Annotated in this window: 17 protein-coding genes; 8 read left to right on the top strand and 9 right to left on the bottom strand. The window is 72.9% G+C overall.

Going from position 1 to position 19809, the window contains the following annotated elements:
• Positions 1-17: 17 nt before the first annotated feature.
• Complete coding sequence (locus tag ACFKCF_RS06925) at positions 18-809, bottom strand: ABC transporter permease subunit (protein WP_394491801.1); 792 nt, start codon at positions 807-809, stop codon at positions 18-20.
• Positions 806-1711: an ATP-binding cassette domain-containing protein gene (locus ACFKCF_RS06920; protein ID WP_394491799.1), complete on the bottom strand. Its 906-nt coding sequence runs from the start codon at positions 1709-1711 to the stop codon at positions 806-808. Before ACFKCF_RS06920 ends, ACFKCF_RS06925 begins: the two co-directional genes overlap by 4 nt.
• 110 nt (positions 1712-1821) lie before the next feature.
• Here ACFKCF_RS06920 and ACFKCF_RS06915 point away from each other — a divergent pair, with 110 nt between their 5' ends.
• The gene (locus ACFKCF_RS06915; protein WP_394491797.1) at positions 1822-2865 is read left to right on the top strand and encodes a DUF5685 family protein; all 1044 of its coding nucleotides are present in this window, start codon (positions 1822-1824) and stop codon (positions 2863-2865) included.
• Positions 2866-2870: 5 nt separating this feature from the next.
• Here the strand turns inward: ACFKCF_RS06915 and ACFKCF_RS06910 are convergent, their stop codons facing one another.
• The 5 genes from ACFKCF_RS06910 to ACFKCF_RS06890 form a co-directional block, all read right to left on the bottom strand.
• Complete coding sequence (locus tag ACFKCF_RS06910) at positions 2871-5924, bottom strand: BTAD domain-containing putative transcriptional regulator (protein WP_394492164.1); 3054 nt, start codon at positions 5922-5924, stop codon at positions 2871-2873.
• Between the two features lie 54 nt (positions 5925-5978).
• Positions 5979-6287 (bottom strand): YbaB/EbfC family nucleoid-associated protein, encoded by a 309-nt coding sequence (locus ACFKCF_RS06905; protein WP_394491795.1) that lies wholly within the window; start codon positions 6285-6287, stop codon positions 5979-5981.
• A 17-nt stretch (positions 6288-6304) separates the two neighbouring features.
• Positions 6305-7183: a hypothetical protein gene (locus ACFKCF_RS06900; RefSeq protein WP_394491793.1), complete on the bottom strand. Its 879-nt coding sequence runs from the start codon at positions 7181-7183 to the stop codon at positions 6305-6307.
• Complete coding sequence (locus ACFKCF_RS06895; RefSeq protein ID WP_394491792.1) at positions 7183-7884, bottom strand: hypothetical protein; 702 nt, start codon at positions 7882-7884, stop codon at positions 7183-7185. Before ACFKCF_RS06895 ends, ACFKCF_RS06900 begins: the two co-directional genes overlap by 1 nt.
• An 83-nt stretch (positions 7885-7967) precedes the next feature.
• On the bottom strand, positions 7968-10787 hold the full coding sequence (locus ACFKCF_RS06890; protein WP_394491790.1) for a response regulator: 2820 nt from the start codon (positions 10785-10787) through the stop codon (positions 7968-7970).
• Positions 10788-10951: 164 nt separating this feature from the next.
• Here ACFKCF_RS06890 and ACFKCF_RS06885 point away from each other — a divergent pair, with 164 nt between their 5' ends.
• From ACFKCF_RS06885 to ACFKCF_RS06855, 7 genes are all read left to right on the top strand, one after another.
• The gene (locus tag ACFKCF_RS06885) at positions 10952-11638 is read left to right on the top strand and encodes a response regulator (protein ID WP_394491788.1); all 687 of its coding nucleotides are present in this window, start codon (positions 10952-10954) and stop codon (positions 11636-11638) included.
• A complete protein-coding gene (locus tag ACFKCF_RS06880) occupies positions 11635-12462 on the top strand; it encodes a glutamate ABC transporter substrate-binding protein (RefSeq protein ID WP_394491786.1) in 828 nt (275 codons plus the stop codon). Before ACFKCF_RS06885 ends, ACFKCF_RS06880 begins: the two co-directional genes overlap by 4 nt.
• A 113-nt stretch (positions 12463-12575) precedes the next feature.
• On the top strand, positions 12576-13319 hold the full coding sequence (locus ACFKCF_RS06875; RefSeq protein ID WP_364849568.1) for an amino acid ABC transporter ATP-binding protein: 744 nt from the start codon (positions 12576-12578) through the stop codon (positions 13317-13319).
• 11 nt (positions 13320-13330) lie between these two features.
• Positions 13331-14167, top strand: a complete 837-nt coding sequence (locus ACFKCF_RS06870; RefSeq protein WP_394491783.1) for a glutamate ABC transporter substrate-binding protein — start codon at positions 13331-13333, stop codon at positions 14165-14167.
• A gap of 3 nt (positions 14168-14170) precedes the next feature.
• Entirely contained in the window at positions 14171-14839 is a 669-nt protein-coding gene (locus ACFKCF_RS06865) for an amino acid ABC transporter permease (RefSeq protein WP_394491781.1), read from the top strand.
• Entirely contained in the window at positions 14836-15645 is an 810-nt protein-coding gene (locus tag ACFKCF_RS06860; RefSeq protein ID WP_394491779.1) for an amino acid ABC transporter permease, read from the top strand. Before ACFKCF_RS06865 ends, ACFKCF_RS06860 begins: the two co-directional genes overlap by 4 nt.
• Positions 15646-16181: 536 nt before the next feature.
• Positions 16182-17510, top strand: coding sequence for an amidase (locus tag ACFKCF_RS06855; protein WP_394491777.1), 1329 nt, complete (start codon positions 16182-16184; stop codon positions 17508-17510).
• Positions 17511-17613: 103 nt separating this feature from the next.
• On the opposite strand, the gene ACFKCF_RS06850 is transcribed toward ACFKCF_RS06855, so the two are convergent.
• A complete protein-coding gene (locus ACFKCF_RS06850) occupies positions 17614-18969 on the bottom strand; it encodes a 6-phospho-beta-glucosidase (protein ID WP_394491775.1) in 1356 nt (451 codons plus the stop codon).
• Positions 18970-18979: 10 nt separating this feature from the next.
• A complete protein-coding gene (locus tag ACFKCF_RS06845) occupies positions 18980-19753 on the bottom strand; it encodes a DeoR/GlpR family DNA-binding transcription regulator (RefSeq protein WP_394491773.1) in 774 nt (257 codons plus the stop codon).
• Between the last annotated feature and the right edge of the window lie 56 nt (positions 19754-19809).

Here is a 19809-nt window from a genome sequence, read left to right as displayed (position 1 = left end):
TGATGCCGCGCACCGCCTTAGGCGTCGCGGCGGCGCAGCACCGCGTGGCCCGCCGCCAGGGCCGCCGCCGTCCAGGCGAGGAGCCAGGCCAGCCCCTCCCCCGCCGAGTACGGCATCGGCCCGCCGGTCAGGTTGTCCGAGCTCCCCATGAGGGCCAGCCCGGCGAACGTCGGCATCCGCAGGGAGGCGTCCAGCGCCGCCTGGCTCCCCGTCGTCAGCAACATCAGCGGCAACCCCATGAGCAGCATGAACACCACGGTCAGCGTGCCCGCCGCGCTGCGCATCGCGGCGCCGACGCCGAGCGTCATCACCGACACCAGCGCGAAGAACGCCCCGACCCCCAGCAGGTCCGGCACGACCTCACCCATCGGCGACACGACGAGCCCGCCGAACAGGTCGCCGGACAGCGCGACCTGGACGACCACCGTCGCGACGGCCCCCGACAGCACGCCCGCCACGGCCATGACCGGCGCCACCACCAGCGCCTTCGCCGCCAGCACCGCGCCCCGGACGGACGTGGCCTGCAGCGTGGCCCGGATGCTCCCGGACGAGTACTCCGAGGTGATCGCCAGCATCGCCAGCGCCACCAGCGCGAACTGGACGAACGACGTCGCCGACACCACCGGCTCGCTGGCCGTCACCCGCACGCCGGTCCGGCCCTCGCGCAGGGCTTCGGTGGCGCTCGCGCCGCCCAGCGTGAGCGCGGTCACCACCATGAGCGCCGCCGCGCAGGCCAGGCACCACCACGTGGACCTGACCGACCACAGCTTCGCCCACTCAGACCTGATCGCCTGCCACAACGTCCTCATGATCCCGCCCCGTACTCGACGCTTCCCGCGGTCAGCTCCTGGTAGGCCTGTTCGAGCGAGGCCTCCCTGGTGCGCAGTTCGTGCAGCCGGATCCCGGCCTCGTGGGCCAGGTCGCCGACCGTTTCGAGGGTGGCGCCGGTGGCCTCCAGCTCGTTCTCGCCGTACCGGTCCACCGCGATCCCGGCGGCGCGCAGCCGTACCGCGAGATCGCCGGCGTGCGGGGTGCGGACGAGCACGGCCGTCAGGGAGCTGCCCGCGATGACGTCGGACAGCGGCGCGTCCGCGATGAGCCGGCCCTTGCCGATCACGACGAGGTGGTCGGCGGTGAGCTGCATCTCGGTCATGAGGTGGCTGGAGACGAACACCGTCCGGCCTTCTGCGGCCAGCGACCGCATGAGCCCGCGCACCCAGCGCACCCCGTCCGGGTCGAGCCCGTTGACGGGTTCGTCGAACATCAGCACCGCCGGATCTCCCAGCAGCGCCGCCGCGATGCCGAGCCGCTGGCTCATGCCCAGCGACAGCGCCCCGGCCCGCTTGCGTGCCGCGCCCGCCATGCCGACCGTCTCCAGCACCTCGCTCACGCGCCGCCGGGGGATGCCGTTGGCGCGGGCCAGCGCCACCAGGTGCGCGTGGCCGCTGCGCCCCGGGTGCAGCGCGCGGGCGTCGAGGAGCGCGCCGACCGTGCGCAGCGGGTTGCTCATCTGGTGGTACGGCACGCCGCCGATCAGCGCGGTGCCGGAGGTGGGCCGGTCGAGGCCGAGGATGAGGCGCATCGTGGTCGATTTGCCGGCCCCGTTCGGGCCGAGGAACCCGGTCACCGTGCCCGGTCTCAGCTCCAGTGTCAGGTCGTCGACCGCCGGGCGGTCGCCGTACCGCTTGCTCAAACCCTTCAGACTGATCACGCCGCCTCACGCTAGGCGGCGCCAGTCCGGCCGGGTATGGGGGCGGGCCGCCGACTTCGATGGCGGGAAACCGTAAAAGCCTGGATCGGAGAACTCATACGATTCCTCACATGTTCGGCATCATCCGTCCCTGTGGTGAACACGGGTGCCCGTCGCTGCGCGCGGCCTGGCAGGCGCACCTGTGCGGGCTGTGCCTGACGTTGCGGGACGGGCAGGGCCAGGCGGCGCGGCTGGCCACCAACTACGACACGCTGATCATCTCGGTTCTGACCGAGGCCCAGCTCGTGTCGGCCGCGCCCCGCCGGACGGCCGGGCCGTGCGCGTTACGCGGGTTCCGCGCCGCCGAGGTGGTGGACGCGCGGGCGGCCGGGGCGCGGCTGGCGGCGGCGGTGTCGCTGGCGCTGAGCGCGGGCAAGCTGCGCGACCAGGTGGCCGACGGCGACACCGCTCTCGGGCCCGCCTTCGGGACGGCCCGGCGGCGGCTGGCGGCGCGGTGGGAGGCGGGCGGGGCGCGGCTGGGGGCCGGGGTCGGGTTCGACACGGCGGTGCTGGTCGCGACCGTGGACCGCCAGCTCGGCCTGGAGCGCCGGGCCACCTCTCATGGCGGCGGGAGCGTGCTGGAGCTGACCGCGCCGACGGAGGAGGCGGTGGCGGCCGCGTTCGCGCACACGGCGGTGCTCGCCGGGCGGCCGGGCAACGCCGCCGCGCTGGCCGAGGCGGGCAGGTTCTTCGGCCGGATCGCGCACCTGCTGGACGCGGTGGAGGACCGGGCCGCGGACGCCGCGCGGGGCGCGTTCAACCCGCTCACCGCCACCGGCACCGGCGAGCGGGAGGCGCGGCGGCTGTGCGACGACGCCGCCCGCGGCCTCACCCTGGCCCTGTGGGAGGTGGAGTTCGAGGAGCGCCACCTGGTGGACACGCTGCTGGGCACCGAGGTGCACCGGGCGGTGGAGCGGGCGTTCCGGGCGTCGTACGAGCGGCCCGGCTGGATCCGCAAGGCGGGGGCCGGGATCCTGACGTTCCTGACCTGCGGCCGGTGGCAGCCCCGGTGGAACCGGCGGGACGCCCGTCACCGCGGCCGGGACAGGTGCTCCCTGGACGGCCTGGACTGTTCCTGTTGCGAGTGCTGCAACTGCTGTGACTGCTCCTGCTGAATCCCTCACTCCGGGCGGACGGCGCTGACCGCGGCGTCGCGGGTGAGGGCGGCGCCGCTCTCGTACTCTGCGGCGAACGCCCCGTCCCCCAGCGCCGCCCGCGCCCGCTCCGCGGGCCGCAGCAGGTCGCCGAACCCGCTGCGGTCCTCCGTCCCGAGCAGCGCGGTCGCGACCCCCAGCAGGTACGCCGCCCGCGCCGGATCGTCGTCGGCCAGCGCGGCCGCCCGCACGTGCGCGGCGGCAGCCAGGATCGGCAGGTCCCCCAGCTCCATCGCGGTGTCGAGCGACGGCCCGGCGCTCGGCCGGTCGCCGTCGAGCAGCGCGGCCATCGCCCGGAAGCACGCGGCCCAGGCGCGGACGTCCGCAGGATAGGAAGGATCTTCGACCGCCGCCAGCTCCCGCCGCGCCTCCTCCAGGGCGCCGCTCCAGAGCAGCACCTCGATCTGCGACAGCCGCAGGTACTCCACGCCCTCCTGCCGCCGCATCCGCCGCGCGCAGTCCCAGGACGCCTCCATGTACGACCGGGCCCGCTCGTGCTCGCCCGACCGCGCGTACGAGATAGCGATCTTCGCCAGGATGGCGGCCTGGTCCTCCAGGACGCCCAGCTCACCGGCCAGGCGCAGGGCCCGTGACCGCGCCTCGATCGCGGCGCCCGGGTCGCCCCTGCGGTCGTGGTGCTCGGCCAGCAGGCGCAGCGCCGAGGACAGCGCCCACCGGTCGCCCAGGACCTCCATCTCCCGCCGCGCCCCGTCGATGAGCGTGAACGCCCCGGCGATGTCCCCTTCGCTCTCGGCCGCGCTGGACATCAGCATCAGCGTCAGCGCCCGCTCCCACCCGGTGAGTCCCGGCAGCAGGCGTTCGCCGGCGCGGGCGGCCGTCATCAGGTCGCCGATCATCACCGGCGCGACGAGGAGCACCGCTCCGGCGGGCCGGCCCAGCCGGTCGCGGAGGTCCAGCCCCTCCCGGACCGCCTCCTGGGCCGCCTCCTGGGCCGCCGCCGCGGCGCCGAGCTGCCGGTGGAGGAGCCCTTGGAGCACCAGCCGTACGGGCCGCAGCTCCTCCGGCACCTCGCCCGGCAGGTCGAGCACGCCGCTCGTCCAGCGCACGCTCTCCGCGAGCATGCCCTGCAGGAGCCAGAACCACCAGACGGCCGCAAGCAGCCGCACGCCCAGCTCGGCGTCACCCGCGTCGGCCGCGAACCGCAGCGCGGCCACGATGTTGTCGTGTTCGGCCCGCAGCCTGTCCACCCAGTGGAGCTGGCCGGCGCCGCGCAGCTCGGGGTCGGCCGCCTCGGCGAGCCGCAGGAAGTAGCGCGCGTGGCCGTCCCGCACGGCCCGGTCCTGCCCGGACTCCGCCAGCCGGGCCGTCCCGTACGACCTGACCGTCTCCTGCATGCGGTAGCGCTCGCCGGCCAGCTCGACCAGCGACTTGTCCACCAGCGCCGTGAGCGCGTCGAGCGGGTCGAGCCCGCTGACCGCCTCCAGCGCCTCCAGCGTGGCCCCGCCGGGGAAGGCCGCCAGCACCATGGCCAGCTCCCGCTCCTCGCCGGGCAGCGGGTCCCAGCTCCAGTCGACCACCGCCTGCAGGGTGCGGTGCCGGGGCAGGGCCGTCCGGGTGCCGCTGCTGAGCAGGCGGAAGCGGTCGTCGAGCTTGGCCGCGATCTGCTCCACGCTCAGCGCGCGCACCCTGGCGGCGGCCAGCTCGATGGCCAGCGGCATGCCGTCGAGCCGCCGGCAGATCTCGACGACCGCCCCGGTGGTGGTCTCGTCGAGGGTGAAGCCGGGGCGTACCGCCACGGCCCGGTCGGCGAAGAGACGGACCGCGGAGTAGCCGCGGGCGTCCTCCGTCGCGCCGGCGGGCCACTCCAGGGGTGGAATGGGGTAGAGGCTCTCGCCCGCGACGGCCAGCGACTCCCGGCTGGTGGCCAGGACGCGCAGGTCGGGGCAGGCGCCCAACAGCCGGTCCACCAGCTCGGCGGCGGCCGACACGACGTGCTCGCAGTTGTCGAGCACGAGCAGCGCGCTCTGCCGGGCGAAGATCTCCGCCAGCCGCTCGGCGGCGCCGCCCTCCCCGGCCTCGAACCAGGCGCCGTCCCGGCCGCCGATCGACGTGAGCACCGCGTTGGGCACGTCGTCGGGGTCGGTGACGGGCGCCAGCTCGGCCATCCAGACGCCGTCCGGCGCCAGGTCGGCCGAGCGCTGCGCGACCTCGACGGCGAGCCGGGTCTTGCCCGCGCCCCCGGGGCCGACGACGGTGACGAGCCGGCCGCTCTCCAGCGCCTTGGCGAGCTGGGCCAGCTCCTGCTCGCGACCGACGAAGCCGGTCACCTGGGCGCGCAGGTTCGTCCTGCGGGCGCGGCGGCGGTCCTGGTGCTGCGGGTCGTGCCGGAGGATCGACAGGTGCAGCTCGGCCAGCTCGGCGGACGGGTCGACGCCCAGCTCCTCCGACAGCGTCCGCCGGGTCCGCTCGTAGGCGCCGAGCGCGTCGGCCTGCCGGCCGGCCGCGTACAGGGCCCGCATGAGCAGGCCCTGCAGGCGTTCGCGCAACGGGTGCGCGGCGGCCAGCGGGGCCAGCTCCGCGAGCACGTCGTTGCCCGCGCCCAGCTCCAGCTCCAGGCGGTCCCCGGCGGCGGACAGGCGCAGCTCGTCCAGCCGTACGGCGGCGTTGTCCGCGAACGGCAGCCCGGCCAGGTCCGCCAGCGCCGGCCCCCGCCACAGCTCCTCGGCCTGGCGCAGCGCGGCGAGGGTCCCCGTGCCGGCCAGCCGCTCGAACCGGGAGACGTCCACGTCGTCGGCGTCGAACGCGAGCCGGTAGCCGGCCGGGTGCGACTCGATCGCGGCGTGGCCGACCAGCCGCCGGGTGCGGGAGACCAGTGACTGCAGGGCGTTGGCGCTGCCGGCCGGCGGGCGCTCGCCCCAGATGGCGGCGGTGAGCACGTCGAACGGCACGACCCGGCCCGGCTCCAGCGCGAGCCTGGCCACCAGCGCGCACAACCTGGCACCGGAGATCTCGACCCGGCGCCCCTCCCCGTCACGCACCTCGGACGGGCCGAGCAACATCACACGCACGGCACCAAGCTTGCCATTCACCCCATATCGCGCCAACCGCGGCGCTCAGGTGCCGAAGACCGTCCTCGCCACGTCGTACGACTGCCCGGCCACGTCATCCTCGGCCCGCCGGAACGCCTCCACGATGGCCTCCGCCAGCGCCTGCGAGCCCAGCCGCATCGCCCGCGGGTCGATGCGCAGCCCGGCCAGCGAGCCGGTGGGCTTGAGCTCGACGACGACCTGCCCGCCGGCGCTCTCACCGCGCCCGCGGGTCTCCTCCAGCAGGCGGCTCACCTCCTGGAGCTCGGCTGTCCGCGCCGCCATCTCGGCCAGCGCGCGATCGAGCTCCGGGTCTCCGGTACGGGGTGTCGTCATCGGTGTTCCTCACTTACTCAACGCTTGAAGATGAAGGCTCTGGGCGCGTGCGCCAGCGCCGAGCGGAGGGCTCCCTGCTCCGACATCGAGCCGCCGGCCACCAGGGGGTAGATGGTGGCGGCCGAGAGCGTGCGGCGGAAGAACTTGCCCGCGGGATCCGAGCCCAGCAGCGTCTCGGTGACCTTCGTGGCGGGGAAGAACCTGCGCACGTCGCTCAGCGCCTTGATGCCGCCGTTGTAGGCCATCTCGGCGGCGAAGTGCTTGCCCGCGTACTCCCAGAGGTTGCCCGTCGGCGCTCCCGTGGCCGCCGAGCTGCCCGCGTGCACGCCGGTCTTCAGAACGGTCCACAGCACGGAGTCGGCCAGCGCGTCGAGGCCCTCACGGACGAAGTAGTTGCCGACGCGGCGCTTGCCCATCCGCGTCTCCAGGATCAGCTTGGTGATCTTCTGGAAGATCGTGCGCTCAAGCTTGGCCCGGGACACCAGCCATCTGAACGCCTTCTCGGCCGCGACCCTGGCCGCGGGATAGACGAAGCCGAACATCATCGTGAAGGCCATGGCGGCGAGGTACGTGCCGATGATCCGCAGCTGCTCGCGGTGCTCCTCCACGGCGTCGGCGTACTCCTCGCAGCCCGCTGCCAGCTCCAGCAGCTCCTCCTGGAGCGCGGCGTAGCGGGGGGCGAGCTCCTTCGGCCACACGTCGGCGAAGCGGTCCACCGAGCGGCTGTCGTTCGCCTTGCGCGCCTCGGCGACGCCGGCGCCGGTCTGGTGGGCGACCTTCCCGATGGACGCGGCCAGCGCGCGCAGCGCCTTGGCACGGTCCCGCAGGTTGCTCACGTCGGCCACCGGCACGTGCACGTCGGCGAACCAGGCCAGCGCCTGGAAGGGGTCGAACATCAGGCGCCTTCCTTGAGCGGCGGGGCCTGCGGGATCGGCGGCTCGGGCAGGTCGGGGATCTTGGGCAGCGTGTTGATGATCTCCTGCTCCAGGAAGTCCCAGAACTTCTCGAAGTCGCGGAAGTTCTCGGCGGAGCTGAAGTTCTTGTCGGCGATGCGCCGCATCGCCTCGGTGAGCGAGTCGTAGCCGTCGCTGTACCACTCGGCGAACGCGCGCCCGTCCTCGTCACCGCCGACCAGGTCGGAGGTGGTGGCCAGCGAGGTGGAGCCGCGGTGCAGCGCCACGACGTCGTCGCCGGTCTTGTCGAAGAGCCTGGCCAGGCGGCGGATCGAGGGCCAGTCGATCTTCAGGCCGGCGCCGGGGGTGTTCGGTCGCTGGACCGGCTCCTGGGTCGGGGCGGGGCTGGGGGACGGCTCCTGCGCCGGAGGGGTGAGCGACCAGGTGGGCGTCGGAACGGGCGACCAGGTGGGCGTCGGGGTCGGCGTGGGAGAGGGGGTCGGGGTGGGTCGCGGGGTGGGCGTGCCCGACGGGGACGGGGTGGGGGTCGGGCTCGCGGACCCCGTGGGGGTGGGGGTCGGGGTGCCCGTGGGAGTGGGGGTCGGGGTGCCCGTGGGGGTGCCCGTCGGGGACGGGGTCGGCGTCGGGGAGGACGTCGGGCTGGGGGTGGTCGTTGGACTGGGCTCACCAGACGAATCAGCCATCAACCCTCCAATCACTACAAAGAAACACGACTTGGAACAGCGCGACACTAACGTTGACAAATTTCCCAGGTGTTAACAAGTGGCTACGGATTGTTCATCCACGCCGGCGTGACTTTGAGCAGCTCGCCCAGCTCGTCGAGCGGCTCGCTGTCCACGGCGCCCGTACGCGCCCGGTCCTCGACGCGGCGGCACAGCTCGGCCTCGCGGGCCGCCCCCACGGTCGCGCAGCTGCCCTTGAGCCGGTGCGCGAGCGCGGCCACCTCCGCCACGTCGCCGGCCTGCGCCGCCTGCCGCAGCTCCTGGTACGTGCGCGTGGCGGTGGCCAGGTACGCCTCCGCCACGTCGGCGAGCGCCTCCGACGACAGGCCCACCAGCTCGGGCGGGAGGCCGGAGTAGGCGGCCCACTCCGGGATGCTGGCGAGCACGCGCGGCCAGTCCACCGGCTTGGCCAGGTGGTCGTCCATCCCGGCCGCCAGGCAGCGGATCCGGTCGTCCGGCATCGCCGCCGCGGTCATCGCGATGATCGGGGTGTGCGCGTCCTCGCGCCGCCTGATCTCCTCGGTCGCGGCCAGCCCGTCGAGCACGGGCAGCTGGCAGTCCATGAACACCAGGTCGTAGCCTCCGGCCAGCACGGCGCGCACGGCCTGCTCACCGTCGTCCACCACCTCGACCTCGTGCCCGGCCTGGCGCAGCACGAGCATCGCGACCTGGCGGCTGACCTCGTCGTCCTCCGCCACCAGGATCCGCGCGCCGCCGTCCCTGCCCGCGAGCTCCACGCCTTCGCGCGGCTCTCCGGGGAGCTCGGCGGTGACCAGGGCGTTCTCCACGGCGGCCAGCAGGCGGCGGCGGCTCAGCGGCCGGGTGATCGACTGCACGGCCCGCTCCCCCACGGCGCCGGGCCAGGCGAAGCCCGAACGCCCGGGGGTGACGACCACGACCACGCTGGTGGCCTGGAGCAGCGGGTCGGTGAGGATCACGTGCGCGGTCGACTCGGCGTCGGTGCCGAGGTCGAGGGCGACGACCGCCAGCTCGTACGGCCGCCCGCCCGCCGCGGCGGCCCGCAGCAGCTCCAGGGCGGAGTCCGCGGTCTCCTCCACGTCGAGCCCGGCGCCCGCCAGGAACCGCACGGCCAGCGCGCGGTCCTCGGGCCGCGGGTCGGCGACGAGCGCGCGCCTGCCCTGCAGGGCCTCGACCGACGGCTCCGACCAGGTCAGCACGTCCACCGGCAGGCGCACCCAGAACCGGCTGCCCACGCCCTCCACGCTGTCGAGCCCGATCTCCCCGCCCATGAGCTCGGTGAGCTGCCGGCCGATGGCCAGCCCCAGGCCGCTGCCGCCGGTCCTGCGCGTGATCGGCGAGTCGACCTGCCGGAAGACGCCGAACACCTTCTCCCGGTCGTCGGGCCCCACCCCGATCCCGGTGTCGGCGACCGCGAACCTGAGCACCGCCCGCGCGTCGCCCGGCTCGCCCTCCTCCAGGGCGACGTGCAGGTCCACCCCGCCCTGGACGGTGAACTTCAGCGCGTTGCCCACCAGGTTCGTGAGGATCTGGCGCAGCCGCGCGGGATCGCCCGCCACCTGCCGGGGCACGCCGTCGTCGAGCCGCAGCGTGAGCCAGAGCCCCTGCTCGTACGCGTGCGGCGCGAACGGCGCGACCACCTCGTCGCACAGGCGCGGCAGGTCGAACGGCACCGCGTCGACCTGGAGGTGGCCCGCCTCGATCCTGGACAGGTCGAGGAAGTCGTCGAGCAGGCGCAGCACGTTCTGGGCCGACTCCTGGGCCGTGGTCGCGTAGTGGCGCTGCTCGTCGTCCAGCCGGGTGCCCATGAGCAGGGAGTTCATGCCGAGCACGCCGTTGATCGGGGTGCGGATCTCGTGGCTGATCTTGGCCAGGAACTCGGACTTGGCGCTGGAGGCGCTGACCGCCTCGTCCCTGGCTGCGGCCAGCTCGGCCGCGTACCTGGCCAGCGTGGCCTGCGCGCGGCGGCGGCCGCGCGTGGTGTGGATCTGCAGGCCCAGGCCGATGAGGATGAGCAGGGCCAGCAGGGCCGCGACGGTCATGACGTTCGTCCTGAGCCGCTCGGCCGAGGCGAGCGCCTCGGCGGCGGACACCTCGGCGGTGACCGTCCAGCCGATGCCCGGAATCGGCTCGGACGCCGACAGCACGGTGCCGTCGACGCCGCTGAACATGCCGTTCCAGGTGCGGCCGTCGAGCGCGGCGTCCACCCGGGGGTCCTCGCGCAGGGAGGTGAGCGCGAGCAGTTTCCTGCGGGGGTCGGCGACGAGCACGCCGGCCCGGTCGGTGATCAGCAGCTGGATGTCCTGCGCCTCGGCGGCCTCCTTGGCGAACTCCTGGATGGCGTCCAGGCTGTAGACGACGGCGAGGATGCCGAGCATGCGCTTGCCGTCGGTGCTCGGGATCGGCGCGGCCACCGCGACCGCCCTGGACACGTCGATCATCGTGGGCGTGTACGCCTGGGAGATGTGGGCCGCCCGCCGGTCGCGCACGGCGCGGTACCAGTCCGTGGCGGTGAGGTCCTGGGGCAGCACGGTCTTCGGTTCGGCGCCGAGCATGCGCCCTTCCGACGAGACCAGGATCAGCCCGCTGATGCCGTCGCGCAGCTCCTTGAGCTCTCCGAGGTGAGTGCGCATGGCCTCGGGGGTGGCGTGCTCCACCGTGTCGCGCATGCCGGGCCGCTGCGCGAACGCGGTGACGAGCTGCTCCAGGGAGCCCATCTGCTGCTCGACCACGACCCGGCTCACCGAGGCGGTGATCCTGACCCGGTCGTCGACCTCGTCGCGCACGGCGTTCTCCGACAGGGAGATACTGGAGGAGGTCAGCAGCGCCAGGGGCAGCAGGCCGAGCAGCGTCCACAGGGCAGTCACCGCGAGCACCCATCTCACCGGCGTCCGTCCTTCCCTTCCTGTCGGTTCGGCTACAGATTAAGAGGAAGAGGCCATTGGCGGCGGATCACGGTGAGCAGAACGCGCAAAACTTGAGCGTTTGTAACAAAACCTGCCTAAGCTCACTCTGATTTGTAAAAACTGCACCTGGACGAGGAGTGGCGGTGCCTGAGCCGCGGGACATCACCGTTCTCATCGTGGACGACGACCCGGTCGTCACGGCGGCCCTGCACGCGCAGGTGAACAGAGTACTCGGGTTCAGAGTGGTCGGGATCGCGCACACCGGACAGGCCGCGCTCGCCGCCGCCGGCCGCTTCGCGCCCCGGCTGGTGCTGCTGGACCTGCACCTGCCCGACCTGCCGGGGCTGGAGGTGGCGCACCGGCTGCGGCGGCCCGAGCAGCCGCCCATCGACATCATCGTGATCTCCGGACGCAAGGAGTCGGCCACGGTACGCGCGGCCATGCAGCGCGGCGCCCTCTACTACCTGGTCAAGCCGACCCGGGCGGGCACGCTCGAGCAGACGCTGCTGCGTTACGCGGCCACGGCCGAGCAGCTGGAGTCGGGCGACCGGTTCGCCGAGCAGCAGGAGATCGACCGCATCTTCCGCACGCTCCACCTCGACCAGGGCGTCCGGCCGAAGAGCATCTCGGCGGCGACCGAGCAGGCCGTGCTGGACGCGCTGGCCGCTGTCCCGGAGGACGTGTCGGCGAACGAACTGGCCGGGATGATCGGCGTCAGCCGCGCCACCGCCCGCCGCTACCTGGAACATCTGGCCGATCGCGGGCTGCTCGAAGGCCGGCCGAAGTACGGGCCGACCGGTCGCCCCCAGCACCGGTATCGAGTGCGATGAGAGGGCTCGGGGCGCTGCTCGCCGTCCTGCTCTGCCTGGCCGCCGCCGGGTGCGGCAGCGACAACCCCTTCCCCGAGGGCTCCACGATGGCGCGGATCAGGGAGCGGGGCGTCCTCGTCGTGGGCACCAAGTTCGACCAGCCGATGTTCGGCTACAAGGATCCCACCGGCGGGCGGATCACCGGCTTCGACGCCGAGATCGCCAGGCTCATCGCGAAGGACCTCACCGGCAGCGAGCGCAACATCCGCTTCGTCGAGACCGTCTCCCGGGAGCGGGAGAACTTCATCTCGCAGGGCGTGGTGGACCTCGTCATCGCCACGTACTCGATCACTCCGGCCCGCGCGCAGCTGGTCACCTTCACGGACCCGTACTACTACGCCGGGCAGGACCTGCTGGTCAGGGTCTCCGACACCACCATCAACGACGTGTCCGACCTGGACGGCAAGATCGTTTGTACGGCGAAGGGCTCCACCTCCAGCGAGCGGCTGCGCGCCCAGGTGCCGGGCGCGACCGTGGAGGTCGTGGACGGCTACAGCATCTGCGTGCCCGCGCTCATGAACGGGCGGGTCGACGCGATCAGCACCGACGACACGATCCTGCTCGGCCTGCTCGACCAGCATCCTGACCTGTTCCGGCTGGTGCTCAAGCCGTTCGGGCGCGAGCCGTACGGGATGGGGGTGCGCAAGGAGGACACCGTCTTCCGCGACTACCTCAACGGGCTCATCGCCCGCTGGCTGCGCGACGGGCAGTGGGACCGCGCCTACAAGGACACCATCGCCGTCTCCGGCGCGACGTCCGACTCCTCCAGGCCCGCGACACCCTGACCCTGATCGCATTCAGATCGGCCAATCACTGAGCAGAACGCGCACAAGCCTTTCGGTGACACATACGGCTCCTACGGTTACGCCATCGCTGACCGAGACAAGGAGCGTGACGCATGACCGAGGCCGACCTGATCGTCCTGGACCAGGTCAACAAGCGCTACGGCGACCACCATGTGCTCAGGGACGTCAACCTGAAGGTCCGGCAGGGCGAGGTCGTCGTGATCATCGGCCCGTCCGGCGCCGGCAAGTCGACCCTGTGCCGGGCGATCAACCGCTTGGAGACCATCGACTCCGGCACGATCACCCTGGACGGTACGCCGCTGCCCGCTGAGGGCAAAGCGCTGGCCAGACTCCGCGCCGAGGTGGGCATGGTGTTCCAGTCCTTCAACCTCTTCGCGCACAAGACCGTCCTGGACAACGTCGTCCTCGGGCAGGTCCACGTGCTGAAGCGGCCGAAGGCCGAGGCCGTGCGCAGGGCCCAGGAACTGCTCGACCGGGTCGGCATCGGCGGCCAGGCCGCCAAGTTCCCCGCCCAGCTCTCCGGCGGGCAGCAGCAGCGGGTGGCCATCGCCCGCGCGCTGGCCATGGACCCCAAGGCGATCCTCTTCGACGAGCCCACCTCGGCACTCGACCCGGAGATGGTCAACGAGGTGCTCGACGTCATGACCTCGCTGGCCCGCGAGGGCATGACCATGGTGGTCGTCACCCACGAGATGGGCTTCGCCCGGCGCGCGGCCGACCGGGTCGTCTTCATGGCCGAGGGCGAGATCGTCGAGCAGAACACCCCCGACGCGTTCTTCGGAGCCCCGAACAGCGAGCGCGCCCAGTCCTTCCTCGCCAAGATCCTCACTCACTAAGGAGCCGTCATATGTTCGGCAGGTCCCTTTACGCGACCTTCGCGGTGGTCGCGCTCGCCGCCACCGCCACCGCCTGCGGCAGCGCCGAAGCCAGCAACGCCTCGATCGTCGACAAGGCCAAGAACGACAAGAAGCTGGTCGTCGGCGTCAAGGCCGACCAGCCGGGGCTGGGGTTGCGCACGCCCGACGGCAGCTTCGCCGGGTTCGACATCGAGGTCGCCAAGTACGTGGCCAAGCAGCTCGGCGTGGAGGCCAAGGACGTCACGTTCAAGGAGACGGTGTCGGCCAACCGCGAGGCGTTCATCGAGCAGGGCCAGGTGGACATGGTGGTGGCGACGTACTCGATCACCGACGCCAGGAAGCAGAAGGTGTCCTTCGCCGGGCCGTACTTCGTGGCCGGGCAGGCCCTGCTGGTCAGGGCCGACGACACGGCGCTGACCGGGCCCGAGACGCTGAACGGCAAGAAGCTCTGCTCGGTCGCCGGCTCGACCCCGGCGCAGAAGGTCAAGGCGGAGTACGCCAAGGAGGTGCAGCTGCAGGAGGAGCGGACGTACTCGGCGTGCGTGGACCGCGTCCTCGGCGGCCAGCTCGACGCGCTCACCACCGACAACGTCATCCTCGCCGGCTACGCCGCCCAGTACGGGGGCAAGCTCAAGGTGGTCGGCCAGCCGTTCAGCACCGAGAAGTACGGCATCGGCCTGAAGAAGGACGACACGGCCGGGCGCAAGGCGATCAACGACGCGCTGGAGAAGATGTTCTCCGACGGCAGCTGGACGAAGGCGCTGCAGGCCAGCGTCGGCGCCTCCGGCTTCACGCTCCCGCAGGCCCCGCAGCTGGAGCGCTACTGATCCATGGAAGCGCTGCTGTTCGAACGCGAGACGATCTTCGCCGCGTTCTGGATGACGATACGGCTGACGGCGGTCAGCGCGCTCGGCTCCCTCGTGCTGGGGACGCTGCTGACCGCCATGCGGGTGGCCCCGCTGGCCTCCCTGCGCGGCGCGGCCAACTTTTACGTGACCATGATGCGCAACACGCCGCTCACGCTGGTGCTGATGTTCACCGGCCTCGGTGTCGGGGCGCAGCTCGGTGTGGAGCTGTCGGACGACATCGCGACCAACAACTTCTGGCTCGCCGTCATCGGGCTCACCGCCTACACATCGGCGTTCGTCTGCGAGGCCCTGCGGTCGGGGCTCAACACCGTGCCGGTCGGGCAGGCGGAGGCGGCCCGGTCGCTCGGGCTGGGCTTCACGAAGACGCTGGGGCTGATCACGCTGCCGCAGGCGTTCCGCGCCGTGGTGGCGCCGCTGGGCAGCATCATGATCGCGCTGACCAAGAACACCACGATCGCGCTCGTGGTCGGAGTGGGTGAGGCGTCCGTGCGGATGCGGGAGATGATCGAGACGTACGGGGACCAGGTCCTCGAGATCTTCCTCGGCTTCGCCGCCGGGTTCGTGCTGCTGTGCCTGCCGATGGGGCTGCTGTTCGGCTGGCTGTCGCGGCGGATGGCGGTGGCGCGATGAGCTACGCGAACCTTTACGAGGCCCCCGGGCCCCGCGGGATCCGGCGCAACCGGCTGCTGGCCGGGATCGTCGGGCTCGTGCTGCTGGCGCTGGCGTACGTGGTCTACGTGCGCTTCGACGCGAAGGACCAGTGGTCGGCCGACAAGTGGACGCCGCTGCTGCGCGGGGACGTCTGGGCCACGTTCATCCTGCCGGGGCTGGCCGGGACCATCGGCGCGGCCGTGGCGGGGGTGGTGCTGGCGGGCCTGTTCGGCTTCCTCTTCGCCACCGCCCGGCTGTCGGACCACCGGTGGATCCGGGTGCCCGCGGCCGCGGTGGTGGAGTTCTTCAGGTCCGTGCCGCTGCTGCTGCTGATCTTCTTCGCCTTCTTCGGCTCGTACATGCTCATCGGCGTGAACATCTCGGCCTTCGCCGCCGTCGTCTTCGGGCTCACGCTCTACAACGGCTCGGTGATCGCGGAGATCATCCGGGCCGGGGTGCAGAGCCTGCCTCGCGGCCAGTCCGAGGCGGCTCACGCCATCGGCATGCGCAAGGGGCAGGTGATGCGCCTCGTCCTGCTGCCGCAGGCGTTCCGGGCCATGATGCCGGCCATCGTCAGCCAGTTCGTGGTGCTGCTGAAGGACTCGGCGCTGGGGCTCATCGTGGGCTTCGACGAGCTGGTGAACCGGGGGTTGAACGGGATCGCCGCCAACTTCAAGAACACCATCCCGGCGGCCATCCTCATCGCGGCCATCTTCATCCTGATCAACCTCTCCCTGGACCGCCTCGCCACCCGCCTCTCCGCCCGCCTCGGCACCACCCGCTGACGCACCCACCCCTCCCCCGGCCCCCCGCCCCGACCCGCTGCCCCGACCCGCCACCCGGGCCCGCCACCCCGGCCCACCACCTCAGCCCGGCCCCGCACGGTCCATCCCCTCGCCGTGCCCGGCCCAGCGCCCATCGCGCACCTCGCCCACCGGCGAAGCGCGGGGCGCCTGCCACACCCGGCACATCCACGGCCGGGCGCGGTACGCCGATCCGCCTCACCTGCCCCGGCACCATCCGCCGAGCCATCACCCGGCCCGGCCCTTCCCGGGGACCCGCGGCCCGGACGATGGACCATCGTCCGGGCCGCGGCCCCATCAGCGACCGCGGCTCCTTCGGACCAGCCCCCTCCTCCCAGGGACCTCTGCCACGGACGGCGGGACTTACGGCATCGGGCGCAGTCCACTCCCTCCCGAGGGACACCAGCCACGAGCGGCGGGCGGCGGCGTAGACATCCGCCGAGCTTGCCTGGCCTGGAACGTCCGATGTGCGTGGTGTTCAGTGGGATCCTCAGCCGAGGACCGTCCGAAAGGATCCCATGCCGCTCTTCCCCGGCCCCTTCACCGGCCGCACCATCACGAGCCTCGCCCAGGACCTGCGCGAAGGCCGGACCACCGCCGTCGAGCTCGTCGAGCAGGCGCTCGAGGCCATCGCCGAGCGCGACCCCGCGCTCGGCGCGTTCGTCACCGTGGACGCCGACGGGGCGCTGGCGGCGGCGCGGCGGGCGGACGCCGAGCTGGACACGGGCACCTACCGGGGCCCGCTGCACGGCGTGCCGGTGGGTGTGAAGGACCTGTTCATGGTCGCGGGGCTGCCCGCGACCATGGGTTCGCGGCATTTCGCGGGCTACGTCGCCGACACCGACGCCGAGTCCGTGACCCGGCTGCGCCGCGCGGGAGCCGTCGTCGTGGGCAAGACGACCACCCACGAGTTCGCGTACGGCCCCACGGGCGACCGCTCGGCCAACGGCCCGTCGCGCAACCCCTGGGACCCGGCGCGCATGTCGGGCGGCTCCAGCGGCGGCAGCGCGGCGGCCGTGGCGGCGGGCCTGGTGCCGCTCGCGCTCGGCACCGACACAGGGGGATCCGTCCGCATCCCGGCGGCTCTCTGTGGGATCGCCGGGTTCAAGCCGGGGTACGGGGCGATCTCGGCTGAAGGCGTGTTCCCCCTGGCGCGCAGCTTCGACCACGTCGGCGTCCTGGCCGGTGACGAGCGGGACTGCCTGCTCGCCTACCGCTGCCTGTCCTCCGCCCAGTTACGAGAGGACCCCGGTCCCGCGCGGGTGGCCTGGCTCGATCCGTCCGAGCTGTTCGACGGGGATCCGCGCGTGGTGGACGCGGTACGCGCGACCGCGGAGTCCCGCCTGTCCCGCTCGGGGCTGGAGGAGGTGCGGCTGCGGGCGGGGCTGGGCGAGGAGTTGCGCGAGACGTACACGGTGATCCAGAGCTGTGAGGCCGTGGCCGTGCACGCGGACCGGCTGGCGCGGGCGCCCGAGCTGTTCGACCCCGAGCTGCTCGAACGCCTGCGCGTGGCCGCCGAGATACCCGGCTGGCGCTACGTCGCGGCCGTGGCCGCGCGGTCCCGGCTCGCCGAGGCCGCGGCGGCGCTGTTCGAGCGGCACGACGTGCTGGCGCTGCCCACCGTGCCGATCATCGCCCCGCCGCTCCTGGAGCGCGAGACGGAGGTGGACGGCCGGACCGTCGCCGTGCGGCCTGCGCTCCTGTCCATGACGAGCCTGTGGAACGTGCTGGGCCTGCCCGCGCTGACCGTGCCCGCGGGCACGTTCGACGGGCTGCCGGTGGGGCTGCAGCTGGTGTGCCGCCCCGGGCGCGAGCTGCGGCTCTTCGAATCGGCCGGCGCGGCGTGACCGGCGTGAAAGCGCCCTGGCCGCGCCTGAGGAGCCCGGGATAACCGGCGTGAGAGGGCGCTGGCCCGCACCGGAGCAGCCCGGCGTATCCGGCGTGAAAGCGCTATCCCGCGTCGGAGGAGCCCGGGATGACGGCGGCCAGCTCGGGGATGCGCGCCCGGTAGCCGTCGAGCAGCTTGCGGGCCGTCGCGACCGAGTCGACCAGCGGGTGCAGCGCGAACGCCTCGACCGCCAGCCGGGCCGAGCCGGAGGCGGCGGCCTCGATGGCGGCCTGCTCCACCGCCTTCACCTGCTGCACGAGGCCGAGGAAGCGACCGGGCAAGGGACGGGTGGCCAGCGGCCGGACGCCCGCCCCGTCCACCGCGCACGGGATCTCGACGACCGCGTCCGCGGGCAGCCCCGGCACTGCGGCGCCGTTGCGCACGTTGAGGATCATGGACGTCGGCTCGCCGCGGGCGATGGCGGCCATGAGGGCCAGGGCGATGCCCTCGTAGCCGCCGGCCTCCAGGTCGGCGGCGTCACGCGCGCCCGCGGAGGTGGGTTCGCGGGCCTCGGCCATGTACGACTCGTCGCGCAGCCTGCGCGCCCTGACCCACTCGGCCAGCGCCTCCTCGGGACGCGCCCGCACGGCGGCGTAGAAGTCGTCCTGCTGCCGGACCAGCGACTCCCCGCGGGTCTGCCCGGAGATCGCGGCCACGGACTCCCGGGTGAAGTAGTAGTAGTACAGGTATTCGTTGGGCAGCGCGCCCAGCGTGCGCACCCAGTCGGCGCCGAAGATGCGCGCCTCCTCCACCTGCCGCAGCGCCGCCTCGTCGGCCAGCAGGTCGGGCAGCACGTCGCGCCCCTGATAGGTGAGGCCGCGCAGCCAGCCGAGGTGATTGAGGCCCACGTAGTCGGGCGACACGCGCGCCGGGTCGAGCCCGAGCGCGACGGCGGCCCGGCGGATCAGGCCGATCGGGGAGTCGCAGATGCCGATCACACGGTCGCCGAGCACCTGCCGCATGGCCTCAGTGATCATGCCGGCGGGGTTGGTGAAGTTGATGACCCACGCCTGGGGCGCGAGCGCGGCCACCCGCTCGGCCACGTGGAGCGCGACCGGGACGGTGCGCAGGCCGTAGGAGATGCCGCCGGGCCCGGTCGTCTCCTGGCCGAGCAGGCCCAGGTCGAGCGCGACCCGCTCGTCGGCGGTGCGCCCGGCCAGGCCGCCGACCCGGATGGCGGAGAAGACGAACGCGGAGTCGCGCAGCGCGGTGTCCAGGTCGGTGGTGGTCAGGACCTCCGGCGGGTCGTCGTGCCCGGCGGCGAGCTGGCCGAGCACGTGCCGGATGGCCTCCAGCCGGTCCGGCGACACGTCGTACAGGACCACCTGCTCCACGCGCGGCTTGGCGGTCTCGCGCAGCAGCGCGCCGTACACGAGCGGGACCCGGAAGCCGCCGCCCCCGAGAACGGCCAGTTTCATCGATACCCTTTCACGTGAGCAGGACCTCGGCGCCGGCGGCGGCGCAGGTGCGCAGCGTCGCCTCGTCGGCGCCCTCGTTGGTGACGATCACATCGATGTCGTCGGGCCCGCACACCCGCAGCGCGCCGGTGCCCGGGAACTTGTGCCGGTCGACGAGCAGCACCACCTGGCCCGCCGCCGCGATCATGGCGCGCTTCAGCGGCACCTCGGCGAGCGTGGTGTCCACGAGCTGCCCGTCCGGCCGCACGCCGCTGGCGCCCAGGAACACGCGGTCGGCGACCACCTGGCTCAGGGCCGCCTCGGTCAGCACCCCGACCAGCGAGTGGTACGGCCGGCGCACCATGCCGCCGAGCAGCAGCAGCTCGACCTCCGGGTCGGAGCGCAGCACGTCGAGCACGGCCAGGCTGGAGGTGACCACGGTGACGCGGCGCCCGCGCAGCCGCCGGGCCAGCCGCATCGTCGTCGTGCCGATGTCGAGCAGGACCACGTCGCCGTCGGAGACCAGCTCGGCGGCGCGCACCGCGACCGCCTCCTTGTCCAGCTCGTCCACCTCGGCCACCTCGGCGAACGGCCGGTCGGCGTCGGCGTCGACGCTGACCTCGCCGTCGAGGAGCAGGGCCCCGCCGCGGACGCGCCGCAGCGTGCCGTCGCGGTCGAGCACCTCGAGGTCCCTGCGGATGGTGGACGGGCTCACGCCGAGCTGGCTGGCGAGATCGCTGACACTGGTGGCGCCTGAAAGTCGGACCCGGCGCATGATCTCGGCATGCCTGAGGCGCTGAAGCACGGCGCGAGTCTATCAGTCAAAAACGCGCAGGAGTATGCAGCTTTGACCAAAAACTC

The organism is Nonomuraea sp. JJY05, from assembly GCF_043496855.1.
GTDB lineage: Bacteria > Actinomycetota > Actinomycetes > Streptosporangiales > Streptosporangiaceae > Nonomuraea.
Note: the sequence above shows the minus strand (reverse complement) of the source record. Positions and strands in the feature narration are given on the sequence as shown.

What these genes read in the sequence shown, in the direction of transcription:
- ACFKCF_RS06925 (WP_394491801.1), bottom strand. Translation starts at nt 809, where the DNA reads ATGAGGACGTTGTGGCAGGCGATCAGGTCTGAGTGGGCGAAGCTGTGG.
- ACFKCF_RS06915 (WP_394491797.1), top strand. Translation starts at nt 1,822, where the DNA reads ATGTTCGGCATCATCCGTCCCTGTGGTGAACACGGGTGCCCGTCGCTG.
- ACFKCF_RS06910 (WP_394492164.1), bottom strand. Translation starts at nt 5,924, where the DNA reads ATGTTGCTCGGCCCGTCCGAGGTGCGTGACGGGGAGGGGCGCCGGGTC.
- ACFKCF_RS06905 (WP_394491795.1), bottom strand. Translation starts at nt 6,287, where the DNA reads ATGACGACACCCCGTACCGGAGACCCGGAGCTCGATCGCGCGCTGGCC.
- ACFKCF_RS06900 (WP_394491793.1), bottom strand. Translation starts at nt 7,183, where the DNA reads ATGTTCGACCCCTTCCAGGCGCTGGCCTGGTTCGCCGACGTGCACGTG.
- ACFKCF_RS06895 (WP_394491792.1), bottom strand. Translation starts at nt 7,884, where the DNA reads ATGGCTGATTCGTCTGGTGAGCCCAGTCCAACGACCACCCCCAGCCCG.
- ACFKCF_RS06880 (WP_394491786.1), top strand. Translation starts at nt 11,635, where the DNA reads ATGAGAGGGCTCGGGGCGCTGCTCGCCGTCCTGCTCTGCCTGGCCGCC.
- ACFKCF_RS06875 (WP_364849568.1), top strand. Translation starts at nt 12,576, where the DNA reads ATGACCGAGGCCGACCTGATCGTCCTGGACCAGGTCAACAAGCGCTAC.
- ACFKCF_RS06870 (WP_394491783.1), top strand. Translation starts at nt 13,331, where the DNA reads ATGTTCGGCAGGTCCCTTTACGCGACCTTCGCGGTGGTCGCGCTCGCC.
- ACFKCF_RS06865 (WP_394491781.1), top strand. Translation starts at nt 14,171, where the DNA reads ATGGAAGCGCTGCTGTTCGAACGCGAGACGATCTTCGCCGCGTTCTGG.
- ACFKCF_RS06860 (WP_394491779.1), top strand. Translation starts at nt 14,836, where the DNA reads ATGAGCTACGCGAACCTTTACGAGGCCCCCGGGCCCCGCGGGATCCGG.
- ACFKCF_RS06855 (WP_394491777.1), top strand. Translation starts at nt 16,182, where the DNA reads ATGCCGCTCTTCCCCGGCCCCTTCACCGGCCGCACCATCACGAGCCTC.
- ACFKCF_RS06850 (WP_394491775.1), bottom strand. Translation starts at nt 18,969, where the DNA reads ATGAAACTGGCCGTTCTCGGGGGCGGCGGCTTCCGGGTCCCGCTCGTG.